The sequence below is a fragment of the Marinoscillum pacificum genome (assembly GCF_024714495.1).
GTDB lineage: Bacteria > Bacteroidota > Bacteroidia > Cytophagales > Cyclobacteriaceae > Marinoscillum > Marinoscillum pacificum.
The window spans coordinates 194,783-210,892 of the sequence record NZ_JAMZMJ010000007.1; the positions used below are offsets into that span (position 1 = coordinate 194,783).

Sequence of the window (16,110 nt, forward strand, 5' to 3'; positions counted from 1 at the left end):
GTGGTTGAGTTCAGGCCAGTTATAGTCAGTACCTTGGGTTTTAATGAAAAGGTTGCCTGACGATAAATAAATACAAGAAGAAATTTAATCTTTCCAAAACATTTTACCCATTTTCCTTCTTTTGAATAAGAGCTATCTTGCATGAACTCAGACCTTTGGTTTGAGTATTTTTTACCACCAATTTCTACTCGCTATGTTCAAATCATTTGCCGCCATTCTTGCACTGTTGTGTACGTTGGTGCTTTATGGGCAAAAAGGTGATTTCCCAATCACACATCACAAGGCAAATATTAAAGGACTTGATTTCAAAGCATATGATCTTACTTTTGATCATGTAGGGCTGATGTATGCGGCTACTAGTTCTGGATTGCTTCGTTACGATGGTGTTTATTGGGATTACATTGAGACCCCTTCTGCCACATTTTCAGTATTGGTAGATCACCATAATGAGATTTATGTAGGTGCAATGGGTGGCTATGGTAAGTTGGCACTTACTGAATCAGGTTTGAAATATGTGGAATTAGGGTCGGATTCATTGATCAACCATCAGTTTCGCAATATCTATGACGCTGGAGATAGTTTGCTTTTTGTTAATGGAGATATCATCAGCGTTTATCATCCTGCTACAAACAATTCGTCAGTTTATAAATCTCCGGATCGATGGACAATTGAATCGGTCATTCATTATGAAGGTCAATATTACATTACTACACGAATTGCCACATACGAATGGAATGGGAACAGCTATAAAGAAGCGAACTTGTTTGGTGGTTCCTTATTGCCGATTAAGGTAGAAACCAGAAAGAAAAGTACAATCATTTTGGGTTATGATGGAGATCTATATTATCAGTCAAATGACCGATTACAGTTAATAGATTTGAACTTTGAAGCTTCTGATTTTATGTGGGTCAACGATAGCATTTTCGTTGTAAGCAGTAGAAATAATGGGAGCCTGTTATTCAATATCGAAACCCTGGAAGAAGTTGGTCAGATTAATTACCATACGGGATTGCCTGATAATGAGGTGCAAGCAATAGAGGTTGATTGGAATCATGGAGTATGGTTTGCACATCAATTTGGGTTTAGTCGAGTAGATCCAAATTCTCCTATTTCATGTCTGAGTAATCAAGAAGGCTTACAAGGTAATTTGATCACTTCTATAGAGCACAATGGAGAAGTTTTAATAGGCACCAGTTCAGGACTTTTTAAATCTATGCCTGATAGTGTTTTCGAAATGAAAGTGGTAGGCAAGAGGCTGGAGGATGATTCCAAAAAGAGTGGTGAGTCTAATAATAAGCCGATTCTAAAGGAAGTAAAGTGGATTTATAAACGAATTTCTGGTATAACTAACAAGGTGAACGATCTTCAAATTCACAATGGGATATTGTTAGTAGGTAGCAATGAAGGCCTTTTTGAATATGATAGTGCTCGATTGAAGAAAATCGCAAGAGAGCCGGTTAGTCATATCGAGTCTCTTCCTCGAACTTCTGAATTTGTGACGGTTGACAATTTTAAAGTTAGTCGTTTTGTATATAGGAATGGAGTGTACACCGAACTGCCATTTGGATTGGATGAAAATGTAGTTGTCACTGCTTTTGGAGATCGTAAATCTATGGTTTGGCTAGTAGGGACAGAGAAATTGAGAGGTGTAGGGCTTACATATCAAGGTGCTTCAGAGTTAGCGGAAGTGGATTTTTCTAACAGTTTTATGGAGACTCCTACTATCTGCGAACTCAAGGAAGGGTTGTATTTTATCACGAGTCAGGGATATTTCAAATACAATTATCAAAAGAATGAATTGATTTTGGATGAAGATTTATCTTCAAAACTTGGTAAACCATCCCAGCATTTAGAAGATCCAAATGGAGGATTTTGGGTTTTTGATGGAAAGCTTTGGCAGCATGTCGATGAAAATGCTGAAGCCACTACGTATCCTTATTTAAGTTTATTCCCAGACTTAAGGTCAATTCACTTAGGTGCAGATGGTGGAGTTTACTTTATCAATAGTGATAACAAGTTTTACTACTATCACCCTAAGGACTCTGATGACACAATGTATAATAGCAATATTTTCTACAAACATCTATTTGCCAAGTCCTCCTATACGCCTTATCTGAAGCAGGTTCATTTGGATTATGACCAAAACTATCTCAAAGCGGAAGTCACCCAGCCAGATTATTTGGGATTATTGAAAGTAGAGTATCAGTATCAACTTGAGGGTATGGATGAAGATTGGTCTGATTGGTCTGATAATAACCGAATCAATTTAAATTTCTTGCCTGAGGGAAAGTATACATTAAAAGTGAGATCTAGAGATGTTTTTGGAAGAGTTCAGAACATTGATCCAATATTACTGGTGGTAGATCCACCGTACTGGCAAACTACCTGGTTTTATTTCTTAGAGGTAGTCTTTTTTGCAAGTTTGGTATTGATTTCCACTAGACTAAACCAGGCAAAAGCATCGAACAGATTCCTTACCGAGGGCTTGACAGTATTGACTATAGTCATCATTATCGAAACACTTCAGTCTGCAGCAGGATCTTATGTGCAGTTTGCTACCTCACCTTTTATCGACTTCTTGGTGAACCTATGCATCGCCCTAGTGATTTTTCCATTGGAGATTTTACTCAAACGAATCATTAAAAGCGGGAAGGTATTAGTTAAGATTAAACGACCAAAAGAAACGATTTCAAAGGATTCTGAATAGAGGGTTGGTTTCCTGTTTCTTATAAATGGTAATTTAGTCTTACGATAGGTATTCAAATTTATTAAGCGGTAAAAATCAATCAAATAGTATTTGTTTTAGATAAAATTTGATTTATTCTTGCAAATACAGCTATTTTACATGACGGAATAAGCTGTAAACGAGCTTAGTTGTCACCCAACCAACCCAGCCGGCCTAATGACTAACATCACCGAAGAACCGCCAAAATACGTAGCAAGTCTACTTGCGTTTAACAACGTTATTAGAAAATATTATCTAATAGCCATGCTGTTATGCGTTCTTTTGGTGCCTTTTTCTGGTTTTTCTCAAGCACCTTCCTTTGTGTTTGTTAGAAATGCACCATCAGCTACTTCTGAGCGACCAGTTATTCAGGTCAAATGGTTCAGTGATGATATTCTAAATCCAGAAGGGTTTAATCTCTACCGAAGAGAGTTAGGTGCTTTAGCATGGAATAAAATAAATAATTCGCCAATCACAAGAGGAGTGATGCCGGCAGGAGTAAGAGCTGCTGATCCAGAAATTGACTTTTTGGTTGATGTTGTTACTAAATCTCCTGAGGATCTTAAGGAAGAATTCTTATACCTGAACTTACTGCTTAAAACGTTCGAAAGTAATCAGCTGGCTAGCTTTTTAGGAATCTTCTACAATGATAGTGGGGTTCGCTATGGAGTATCTTATGAATATCGAGTTGGCGTGATTAAAGGTGGCAGTGAAAGATTTTTGAATCAATCAAGGCCAATACAATCATCGGTCTACCAAAAAGCAGAACCTGTTTCTGGTGTTGAATTGTTTCAGGATGGCAAAATTGTTGCAATTAATTGGGCGCAAGATGAGCAGTCTTTTTATGGAGTAAACTTATTTGCGGTTGATTCAAATAGTGATACTACTCAGTTAAATAGTCAGCCTGTTATCTTAAGTATGGTTCCGGATAGTACAGGAACCTATGCTTATCCAGACCCTATGTTCAAGGCAAATGGATTCAAAGAGCTTGAAACATATAGCTTTTTCGTTGAAGGTGTGGATTATTTTGGGGAAGAAACAAAACTGTCAGAGGGCATCACTATGACCTATGATGACACAACACCTCCACCAGTTCCATACAATGTTCAAGGGAATGCAGATTCATTACGAGTTATTCTTACTTGGGAACAAGATCTAGTTCCTGATTTCAAAGGATTTAATGTTTATCGATCTTCACTTAGCACAGGTCCATATAAGAAAGTAAATGCCGCATTAATAGGTGAAAGTGTGCGCAGTTTTAGAGAAAGGCTAGAGGTGCCAGGTCCTTATTATTACACGGTTGAGGCTGTCGATCATTCTAATAATCCCATTCGATCCTCTTTGGCGTTCGTAGAAGCACAAGATGTATTCCCTCCAGCTAAACCTGAAGGTTTAACAATAGAATCGGATACAGGGAGATTCATTTTGCGTTGGCAAATGAATGAGGAGCCCGATTTATTTGGTTACTACATCTATCGAACTGTTGATGCCAATTTGAAAGGGAATTACGTCCTGATGAATGGTGACCCGATTGATTCAAACGTTTATGTTCAGGTGTTGCCTAAAGTAGTGAAGAATGACTTCTATTATTACATTGTTGCTATAGATACCTCGTTTAATAGAAGTCCAGATTCTGAGTTTGCTACAGCCGTACTTCCAGATGTCACTCCGCCGGAGCAACCATTCATTGAGAGCATTGACTACACTGAGGAGGGTATAGTTATCAACTGGACGCGAAATGTTGAATTGGATTTGTCTGGTTACAATGTGCTCCGTGCAGATAGTGCAAAAGGAGAATTCAGACAGATAAATTTAGAACCTCTACCAACTTTTTCAACACGTTACACAGATCGATCTGCTAATCCAAATCAAGAATATTTCTATGTCATGCAAGCAGTGGATCAAACAGGTAATAAATCTGTTAAAGAGCAGAGTTCTTCAGCTTTTTGGTATCAATTAAAAGAAGTAGAAGAAAGTTTAACTCTGAAAATAAAGACAAAGAAAAGAGCGAAAACCAATCGACTAGAGTGGAATCTGATTGATGATAATTCCATCAAAGGATACATGGTCTTCAGAGGTCCGAGTAAACGTGTAGTGAAGCCTTTAACCAACGTTCTAGATGAAAAATTTAGCTACAATGATCGGGTAGAAAAGGGAAAGGAATATTTCTATCAGGTACGAGCCTATACCACATCAGGTCAGGTGATTTATTCAGAAATCCTAGAAACTAGAATGAATTGATATGAGCTGCTTCTACCCACTAACATCTACTAATTTGCTATGCGTCTAGTCTCGGTTGTCATATCGTTAGTATTACTGACCATGGCCCAGATGCTTTTTGGCCAGACGAATCTTTATAATAAAGAAACTCAACTAACTATTTCAGAAAAGGCTCAATTGTACATTTCGGGTGACTATCAAGATGACTCTGATGGTACACAGCGTTACCTATTGCTGAATGGAAAATTAGTGCTAGGTGGAGATTTTATCAATAACTCTGAAAATAAGTTATTGAATGCTGATCAGAAAAATGATCCTAATGATTATGGGTCATTGATTATGACCGGAGGAAACGTAAGTATTGATGGGGATCATGGATCATTATATGTTCCTTCTCTGACATTGTCTGGATCAGTGAATTTGACGTTGGGAGATGACTTGGAGGTGCAGTCCTACATTGATTTGGCAGGAGGCTCTATTTTGCTCAATGAAAAAAATATAGAATATGAAGAGTATCAAGTAAGTGCGACAGTAGGAGAAGCCATTATTAATGAAAGTGTTAATCATACGTTCAGCGGGACTGGTGTTTTAACTTTTCCTAGTTACTATGATTCCACAGGAGTTAATGAAGTAAATTTCAGAGGTACTGGATTGGGTTTTATTCTAGATGGAAGTTCAAGTTTGCCAGAATTGAAAATTAAGCGTGTCTATGATGATCAAGATAAATTCTCTGTGACGGATGGCTCTTTTCATTCTAAGCGCTATTACACAATACATGTTCCTCTAGATGAGGGACAAAATATTGACCTAATTACCATTCCAGAGCTTAGATTCAACTATTACCAGGATGAGGTTGAGAATATAGATACACCTCTGGCAATATATGTCAGAGATACTACTGATGTTGAAGCATGGGTACGTCTTGAGACTTTTGGTACAATTTCTGACTCTTTGATTCGGGTGGAAGATTTTTCTTTCGTTCCTGACCAGGAATTGGAGTTGGTGTTGGCTAAAAAAGATTGTGATGAAGTACCTGATGCTATACCAACAACCTCTCAATCAGATGTTTTGGATGGAGATACTATTAGTATTTGTGATGCTTCTGAGCTAATACTGTCATCAGATGAACATTTTGTAAGATGGATCTATCAGGGAGATACTACCTATGCTAGTAGTCTAACCATTGACAATACAGACTTGTCTGACGAAACCAATAATGGTGACTTAGAGACGATTAAATTGTTTGAAAGAAGTATAAATGGTTGTCAGCAAGAGGTCACTTACATCTTGGATCTTATTGAATACCCAACAGCCTCATTTGAATATCCAACAAGCGTATGTGATTTGGATACTGTTGTTTTTGATGGATCCGCAAGTTCTCTTAATGGCGAGGCAGGTACATTGATATATGACTGGAATTTCGATGATGAATTAAGCTCGAGTAATACATCAAGTGATGAAGTAACTAGTCATGTGTTTTCTGATACTAGCTATGCATACAATGTCACTTTGATTGTAACAAACCAACACAACTGTTCTGATGAGGATAGTTATGATGTTCTGGTAAATGAGTTGCCATTTGTTTCGTTTGATCTTAAAGATACGGTTTGTCAAGGTTCTGCCTTGGAAATAATTAATAATAGCTATGGTACAGATGTTCAGGCAGGAGGTCAGACCTCTACTTCGCAGTTAACTTACAGTTGGGAATTTGAATCCGGAGGAACTTCAAGTATTCGAACACCAACTTACACTTACAATACTGAAGGTGTCAAATCAGTATACTTACAAGTTACAGATGCAAGAAACTGTGTAAACGATACTACCGAACTAATAGATATAAAACCTCTTCCAACAGCATCATTTGAGATGTTAATTGATGGAGGAACATTTGATGAAACAGGTGTCGGGGTTTGTGAGGGGGTTGAAATCACAATGAATAATGAAAGTTTTGAGCCTCGCAACGGCCCATTGACTTATTTATGGGAGTTTGGTGATGGAGAAGATACCACTTTAGCGTCTCCAGACCATAGTTTCACTCCAGACATATCAACTTCCTATAATATAACTTTAACGACTACCACAGAATTTGGCTGTGTAGATGATTCGATTCGATCAGTGTTGATTCACCCAGCACCAGAAGGAGATCAATTGTTTATGTATGATCCAGGCGGCTATCCTGTTTGGGATGCATGCATTGATGAGCAAATTCAATTCCAGAGTAACTCATTCATACAGAGCGGTTCTATTGATTCGGTGAGTTGGAACTTTGGTGATTATGAATATAGCGATGATGTGACAGCCAATCATTCCTTTGCATCCTCAGGTAACTATAACATTGTGCAAGAACTATGGTCAGACCATGGATGTAGAAATGAAATATTAACAGACAGTATTTTCACAATTCATGAAAATCCCTTAGCAAGTTTCCAGTTTGATGCTACTTGTGATGGAGATGCAGTTAATTTCTATGGGTATGAAGACCCTAATAGAGATTACTTGTTTGACTGGATATTTAGATCGGGGGAAACCTCTGAATTACAAAACCCATCTCATGAATTTCCTACAGATAACCAATATTCTTATGATGTATTACTCACAGTAACAGATAGCATAGCTGGCTGTACAGATGATACTACCAGAACAGTTACAATCAGCAGAGCTACAAATATTGACTTACCTTCTTATGCTATATCGATGACAGGAAGTTATGAGCTTGATCCTGTAGTAACAGGTAGCTATCCGAATCTAAGTACAGGGTCTTTTTATTGGATTTACAAAAATGATACGGTTTCGACTTCTTCCAACTTATTAGCTGAAGAGTCAGATAATTATAACTTTCATATCTACACTGTTGACGGTTGTTATGATGCGCAAACAATTAATGTCTTCATTGTGGCTCCACACGATTTTCCTTCTGAAAAGTCTGATTGTGATAACGTAGAGCTGAATGCCACGGTAAACCATTATCCAACAACAGAAGGAACTCTAACCTACAAGTGGTATTATGATGGAGCACCTTTTGCTAATGAAGCAAGAATTGAAGCTATTGAGAGTGGGGAATATGTCTCTGAAGTTGTATTTAGATATAACGGAGCTGATTATATTCATCGGGATACTATCCAGGTTTCGGTAGATAGTCCACCGATCCTTGATTTAGGAGGAGACAAATCGATTTGTGAAGGTGAAATAGCCATTCTTCAAAGCAATGTATATGGAGGCAATACCACCTGGACCTGGTATAATTCAAAGCAAGAAGTAGTGGGTACAGATTCTGTTTACCATGCTTCTTTAGCAGATACCTATCGTTTGGATATAAAAAAGGATTCTTGTGAGTCTTCGACTATAGTTAAGGTTTCAATATATCCTGCCCCTGAATCAGGATTCACAGTGTCAAAAAGTCAGGTTTGTGAAGATGAGGAGATTACCTTCCAGAGTCAGGTGAATGCATCTCAAGGTGATCATATTGTTGATTATCTGTGGGATTTTGGAGATGGTACAAGCTCGAGTTTGCAGAACCCTGATAAATCATTTACAAACCATGGTATTTACACTGTCACGCTCACAGTGACATCTTCATCAGGTTGTAGTGACTCTTATTCTTCTGATGTCACAGTTTATCCCAATCCTATTGTGGATTTTGACTTTGCATCCTCATGTGAAGATCAGTCAATAGGTTTGGTGAATAACACGGTCATTGCAGGAGGAGGAACCTTGAAATATACTTGGGATTTTGGTGATAGTACAGGCTCAACCTTATTTAACCCGGATAAAACGTATAGCCAGCCAGGTACTTATGTAATTACATTGAGTGTTGAAGGCCCAAATGAATGTATACTATCCGAAAGTCAAAGTATTACTATTCATCCTAAGCCTACAGGTTCTTTTCACTTTGAAAATGAAGACAATGATATCATTACAGGTGCCTGTGAAAATGAACTTATCTATTTCATTAACAACACAATTGATCCAAATAGTGGAGTATTAGATTATAGTTGGGATTTTGGAGATGGGCAATCATCTATATTACCAAATCCCACATATAGCTACGCAAACAGCGGCAGTTATCCAGTGATCTTAACAGTCACAACTGAAGAAGGCTGTGAATACACTTTAGAAAATACAATACATGTAAGACCAGTTCCTGAAGTGGCATTTGATTTCTCCCCTGTTTGTGATGGAAATGTCATAAGCTTCATAAACAATACAACGCTTGATGCAGGTGCGTTTATCAAGTCATATTATTGGGATTTTGGAGATGGGAATACTTCCAAAGAGCAAAGCCCTGATCACACCTATAATACATATGGTTCTTATAATATTACACTTACAGTTGAGACAACTAAAGGGTGTGCGGCTTCTCTCACTAAATCAGTTGAAATCTATCGAAAACCCGAGTTCGATCTTGACGAATATGTCTTGTCAGTAAGTGGTTCCTATTTGATTGACCCTGCAGCTGATCCTCTCAGCTATATTCCGGCTGGATCAATCTTTAGATGGTTTGATAAGGATGGTGAAGTTTCAACCAACCCAACACTTGAAGTAAGTGAATACGGAGTATATCACCTGACAATTGAAAGTCCTGAAGGATGTGATTCTAGCGGTTCAATTACGGTTTATAATCTTATCCCAAATGAATTGGGCGGTGATTTAACTGTATGTGGAGAGTATCTTTTGGATGCGACTGTATTGGATGCTCCTCCGGGGTCTGATATTAGTTATTCGTGGTTTAAGGATGGAGCTTCACTGGATGTCACAGAGCCAGAGTTGTTAGTGACAGAATCTGCTAATTATCGAGTAGATGTGGTGTTAACTGTTTTGACAGAAACGGGCCATCCTTCGAAATCTTATTCTGACGATATTACCATTAATGTTCAAGAACCTTCAGATCCAATTGATTTGGGAGGAACTATCGATCTCTGCAGAGGAAGTACGGTTATGCTGACGAGTAATGTCGATGCAGACTCTTATGTATGGAAGAATCTGACTACCAACACCACTTTAGGGAGTGCTTCAACTCAGCTTGTTAGCGAGTCTGGATTGTACCAATTGGAAACCTCTTCAGGAACTTGTAATTCAACCGGTACAGTAGAAGTTGTAGATGCTTCTACTCCTATTGCTGGTTTTACAGCGGATAATGAAGTTTGTATAAATAGTACAGTTGCCTTCCAGAATATCTCATTCTCAGATGATTTGGATAATGCCATCATTGCCTATGCCTGGGATTTTGGAGATGGAACGACATCTACAATTGAGAACCCTGATAAGTCATATGCTTCTTCTGGAAATTTTTCGGTCTTATTAACAGTCACGGGTGAAAATGGCTGTACTGATACTTTTACCAAAAGTATTAGCGTTGATGATATTCCTTCACCAGCATTTAGTGCGTCAGATGTTTGTCTTGGAGAGGTGGTGAGTTTCGTAGATGCTTCGATAAATGCATCGAATGAAGACTATACATGGGACTTTGGTGATGGTCATTATTCTTCTGAGAAAAATCCTAGTCACCTATATGAAGCTGCAGGTATTTATTCAGTTTCATTAACTCTCAATAATGCCTGTGAGGCAACATATACTGATAATATATCGGTACTTTCTTCTGATCCTATTTTCAATTCAGAGGATGTTTTCACTTGTGGTAGTTCCATGCTTCTAGATGCAGGAGTTGAAAATTCTAACTATAGATGGTACGATGTTGGTTCTAACACCACATTGGCGACTACCCAATCATATACTGAAAATACAGATAGGCTGCTTGGCCTTTCTTACACTTCAGTTAGTGGCTGTCCAGTAGTTGAAGAAGTGACAGTTCATTTGAATTCAACAGTTCAGGCAGACTTAGGTTTGGACCGGACAGTTTGTGAATCGGTGATTCTTAACCCTGGGGCATTTCCTGGAGCTACATTCCTTTGGTCAACGGGAGCATCTTCACCAACCATAGAGATAATAAATTCTGGTACTTATTCGGTAGATATTACAGATCAAAATGGTTGTACTACATCCGATGCTGTTGTTATTACAGTGGAAACAGCTCCAACCCTAGAATTTGGACCTGATCAAAGTTTATGCTTTGGAGAAGAACTGATATTGGATGCTGGTAATTCAGGTGCTACCTATTTATGGTCTAATGGAGCCACTTCTCAAACTATATCGGTTAATCAATCCGGTGAATATGCTGTATTAGTTGAGCTGGGTAGCTGTAGCGTTTCAGATACTGTTTATGTAACCATTGAGGGTGAGTTGTCCAATGATTTTGAAGTTGATGGAGTATGTAGTGGAGCAGCTACCAACTTTAATTATACTGGTTCTGAATCCAATTTGGAATACTTGTGGGATTTTGGTGATGGAACCACTTCGGTTCAAGCTTCTCCACAAAAAATCTTTACTTCTTCTGGTATCCAATATGTAAGTCTGACCATAACAGATGCTAATGGCTGTAGTGCTACAATAACAAAGCCAGTAGATATTACTCCCGGGATTATCCCAGATTTTACTTTTTCAAATGCCTGCGAAGGAGCTGAGATGGAATTTTTACAAGCTTCTTCATACGCAGGTTTGGATAATTTAAGTTTCCAATGGTATTTCGGTGATGGTCAGTCGGCGTCTGGATCTTCTGTGGGTCATGTCTTCAATTCAGTTGATACCTATGTTGTTCGATTAGAAGTTACCAATGATTTTGGGTGTAGTGCTTCGATTTCCAAAGCGGTTAATATTTTAGAAAGCCCTGAGGTGTCAATTGCCGATGTTGAAACATGTGAATCAAGTACAATCCTTGATGCTGAGAACATAGGTAGTACCTATTTATGGTCTGATAATAGTATTCAGCAGACTCTAGAGGTGACAACTAGTGGTTCATATGCTGTAATGGTAACAGATGTTAATGGTTGTTTTGCCACTGATACAGCTGAAGTGGTAATCTTTGAATATGACCAACCTGATTTAGGAGCAGATATTGAGGCTTGTGGAACCCTAGAGTTAAATCCATCTGCTGTCGCTGCCTCTTACGAGTGGTCTACAGGTCAAACCTCTTCAACAATCGATATTCAAACCTCTGGAACCTATTGGGTAAAAACAAGAAGTGCTGATTTATGTCCAGCTTCGGATACCATTGTAGTAACAATTCATGAATTGCCGGAATTTGAATTGGGTGATCCGTTGGAATTCTGTGAAGGAGAATCTGTAGTATTAAACCCTAATAGTTCCATCGCCATTGATAGTTATTCATGGAGTGATGGATCAACAGAGGAGATTTTAGAAGTTTCCGAGTCCGGAAATTATTCTGTTGTATTGATAAGTACTGATGGTTGTGAGTATACTGATGACATTGATGTGTATGTTAATGAGCTTCCTGAGTCACCTTTGGAAGAGACTTATGCAGCATGTGAACGTATCGAGTTATTCGCCAACAATGCTGGTAGCTCATATGTCTGGTCCACTGGAGAAACATCATCATCCATTGAAATTACGAATTCAGGAGATTATTGGGTGCAAATCAATAGCGCAGACGGTTGTTCCATAATTGATTCCACTTCCGTTACCATAACTACGACACCAATTGTAGATCTTGGTTTTGATCAGGTGATCTGCGCAGGGTCTCAAATAACATTAGACGCTGAAAATGCGGGAGCTGTTTATAAATGGTCTACAGGTGATACAACTAAAACTATTCAAATAGCAGAGACTGGAGAATATGCCGTAGAGGTAAATTATGGCGGGTGTAGTTTAAGCGACACGATCACAGTTACTGTTTTAGACGAGTTGGATATCGATTTTGAGTTTACAGAGGCCTGCAGCGGAGCAGCTACTGTATTTACTTATACTGGAGTTGAAAATGATATTTCGTATTCATGGAATTTTGGTGATGGCACTTCGTCTGTGAATGCTTCACCTTCCAAGATATTTAGTACATCAGGGAGCTTTGAAGTCTTATTAACCATCACTAATCAAACAGGATGCTCTGTGAGTACTTCTAAAACAATGGTTGTTTCACCGAGAATCCAACCGAATTTTGCTTTTGGAACCGCCTGTGAAGGAAATTCAATCAGTTTTACGAATGCTTCGATATACGCTGGAACAGATTCTTTAAGTTACCTATGGTACTTCGGAGACGGTACTACATCTACAGAATATGAACCTGCTCATACTTATATCTCCTCAGGGACTTATTTAGTAAGATTAGAAGTTTCAAACGAGAGCTCTTGTCTTGAATATATCACTAAAAATGTGGAGGTTCGAGATGCTCCATATCTTGATTTAGGAGATTACCTGGAAAGTTGCTCAGAATCTATTGTTATTAATGCTGGATCTTATGGTGAAGCATATCGCTGGTCAGATAATAGTTCAGATCAGATATTGGAGGTATTTGAAAGTGGGACATACTGGGTAAGGGTAACCGGTGAAAATGGGTGTGTATCAATAGATTCTGTTGAGGTTGAGATATACGAGTATGATCACGCGGATCTTGGTGAAGATTTAGAAGTGTGTGGTGAATTTATTTTAGATCCGAACGCTCAGGCGGCTTCGTTTGAATGGTCGACAGGTGACGATTCACCAACTATCACCATTAATGAAACGGGAACTTATTGGGTGCAGACTGTGAGTGATGACTTTTGTTTCAGTAGAGATACTATTGATATGATTGTTAATCCTCTACCTGAATTCGATCTTGGTGAAGACATTGATTTATGTGAAGGAGAGGAAGTAACCTTGATTCCAAATAGTACGGAAGAGGCAGTTGCTTATTTATGGTCAACCGGTGAAACGACATCACAGGTCACAATAAGTACAACAGGCTCATATACTGCGACTCTCACTACAGCAGAAGGATGTGATTATACTGATGAGATTGATGTCACTATTAATGAGCTTCCGGAGTCTGTTCTTGAGGATTATTATTTGGGGTGTGCTAGTTTAAGGCTTGAAGTGGATAGTCCTGACAATGCAATTTTATGGTCTACCGGGGAGATTCGACCTTATTTGGACATCACAACTACTGGAACCTATTGGATAGAAATTAGAACCAGAGCTGGGTGCTCTATCATAGATTCCACATTTGTTGAGATCGTTGATTTTCCAAATCCTGATCTTGGCCCAGATGTAGAATTATGTTATGGAGAAGAAGTAACACTTGATGCTGGTGTCTTCACATCTTATAAGTGGAATGGAATAGAAGGAGGAAGATATCTCGATGTGGGTGTTTCCGGGATATACGAAGTTGAGGTGACCAATGAATACGGGTGTGTTGAAACAGATGAAATAGAAGTCATCATTAGACCTTCATTAGGCCTGGATTTACCTGATGAACATTTGGTTTGTGAAGGTTCTGAATTTACTCTGGATGCTGGGGTGGCTGGTGAGGATTATAGCTATGAATGGAAATCTCCAGATGGTAAAACAGGAACTGATCGTTTCTTTGATAGCGAAATTCCTGGACTGTATTATGTAACTGTTTCTGATCCATTCGGATGTAGTGAGACGGATGCCATGAATGTAGTTACAACTACTGAGAGTATAGAAGCGAGTTTCTTAGTGCCTAGTGTGGTAGCATTAGGAGATCGAGTTAAATTCATTCAATTGACAGAGCCAGAACCTGTTTGGTTTGAGTGGGATCTTGGTAATGGTGTTGTAACTGATTACATGTTTAACATGACTTACAGGTATCAGGCTATCGGTACCTATACCGTAAGTCTTACAGTCTCAAATGGTATATGTGAGCATAAAGTAAGTAAGGATATTGAGGTTGTAGAAGCGAGAACATTTGAGGCAGGAGAGGATAAAATAGAATTTGTTGGTTTCGAAGAACTTAAGGTTTATCCAAATCCTGCTAGTGAATTCATTAATCTAGAATATGAACTCACAACAGAGGCTACAGTAGATATTCAAGTTTATGACTTGAGTGGATTTTTAGTAGCTCACCATGCTTTCGATAATAAGGAGGTTGCCCTTCAGATGGATATTTCAACCTACGCTTCTGGCACTTACATCGTGATCATGAGAGCTGGATCAGATATAAAGAAAATGCGATTTATTAAGATGAAATGATGGCATTTAATCTACATATCGCTCTTCCTCTTTTATCATTATTCAGTTCGCACAATCGTTTAGAATTCGTGATAGAAGATAATGATCAGATGTTGTATGTTCCTGTCATTGTTCATGTCGTTTATCAAAACGAACTCCAGAATATCTCCTATGCTCAGATTCTATCTCAGCTTAACGTGATCAATGAAGATTTTAATGGACGAAACTCGAATATTGGGGAAACCATAGGAGTATTCGAAGATCTTGCTGCGGACTGTCGAGTGCAGTTTTATTTATATGATCAGAACCATGATCAATTTTCAGAGGAGGGAATAGTCCGTCAAAAGACCAATCACGGTGATTTTGTTAATAATGATCTGCAATATGAAGATTTGGGTGGAAGTAGTGCTATCCTTTCTGGAGAGGTTCTAAATATTTGGGTGGCAGATCTGGGAGGAGATGCTCTTGGTTATAGCCAGTCGTTGACCAGCCATCCAATAGAGGAAGTCGGTGTTGTGTTGGATTATGAATATTTCGGAACAGAAGGCACCGCTAAGTATCCTTTCGATGGTGGAAGGACATTAACTCATGAGATTGGACATTGGTTTGGATTAGCTCATCTCTGGGGATTGAATGGATGTGGTGATGGTGATAACATTGAAGATACTCCGGAAATGGATTCACCAATTACAAAATGTGAATTAGACCATGTTAGCTGTGGTAGTTTGGACATGACTCAAAATTTTATGAATCTGGCTGAGGATCAATGCATGACCTTCTTTTCAGCAGGGCAAAAAGAGTTTATGCGAAACTACATCTTAACTGAGTTGCCAAATTATATACATGACCAACCAGTATTACGATCAGAATTGGCTGGCCAGTTAAAGGTTTATCCAAACCCTTCTAATGGCGAAATACATATCAGTGTACGTGAAAATGATAAAGTACAAGTTGAGGTATTTGATATTGTGGGGAGAAATATTCCGACTCGACTATCTAGGACCAATGAAGTCTGGAATTTAATAGCCGATTTTACAGCTGATGGGCAATATATACTGCAGATAGACATAAGCGGACGGATTTATACCAAAAGAGTGATTTACAAGAAATGAGGAGAGGAAAGACTATAATGGCTAAGGTTTTTCTTT

The 16,110-nt window shown here is 38.6% G+C and carries 4 protein-coding genes; all 4 read left to right on the forward strand.

What is annotated here, in order from left to right; genetic code table 11:
- The first annotated feature begins 193 nt into the window (after positions 1-193).
- The 4 genes from NXS00_RS17150 to NXS00_RS17165 all read left to right on the forward strand — a co-directional run bounded on the left by NXS00_RS17150 (position 194) and on the right by NXS00_RS17165 (position 16,074).
- Positions 194-2,707 carry a triple tyrosine motif-containing protein gene (locus NXS00_RS17150; protein ID WP_258100479.1) on the forward strand — a complete coding sequence of 838 codons (2,514 nt, stop codon included), beginning with the start codon at positions 194-196 and terminating at the stop codon, positions 2,705-2,707.
- Positions 2,708-2,902: 195 nt separating this feature from the next.
- Positions 2,903-4,966 carry a fibronectin type III domain-containing protein gene (locus NXS00_RS17155; protein ID WP_258100480.1) on the forward strand — a complete coding sequence of 688 codons (2,064 nt, stop codon included), beginning with the start codon at positions 2,903-2,905 and terminating at the stop codon, positions 4,964-4,966.
- A 39-nt stretch (positions 4,967-5,005) separates the two neighbouring features.
- Positions 5,006-14,983, forward strand: coding sequence for a PKD domain-containing protein (locus NXS00_RS17160; protein ID WP_258100481.1), 9,978 nt, complete (start codon positions 5,006-5,008; stop codon positions 14,981-14,983).
- Complete coding sequence (locus tag NXS00_RS17165) at positions 14,980-16,074, forward strand: zinc-dependent metalloprotease (protein WP_258100482.1); 1,095 nt, start codon at positions 14,980-14,982, stop codon at positions 16,072-16,074. Before NXS00_RS17160 ends, NXS00_RS17165 begins: the two co-directional genes overlap by 4 nt.
- Positions 16,075-16,110 lie beyond the last annotated feature (36 nt).

What these genes read in the sequence shown, in the direction of transcription:
- NXS00_RS17150 (WP_258100479.1), top strand. Translation starts at nt 194, where the DNA reads ATGTTCAAATCATTTGCCGCCATTCTTGCACTGTTGTGTACGTTGGTG.
- NXS00_RS17155 (WP_258100480.1), top strand. Translation starts at nt 2,903, where the DNA reads ATGACTAACATCACCGAAGAACCGCCAAAATACGTAGCAAGTCTACTT.
- NXS00_RS17160 (WP_258100481.1), top strand. Translation starts at nt 5,006, where the DNA reads ATGCGTCTAGTCTCGGTTGTCATATCGTTAGTATTACTGACCATGGCC.
- NXS00_RS17165 (WP_258100482.1), top strand. Translation starts at nt 14,980, where the DNA reads ATGATGGCATTTAATCTACATATCGCTCTTCCTCTTTTATCATTATTC.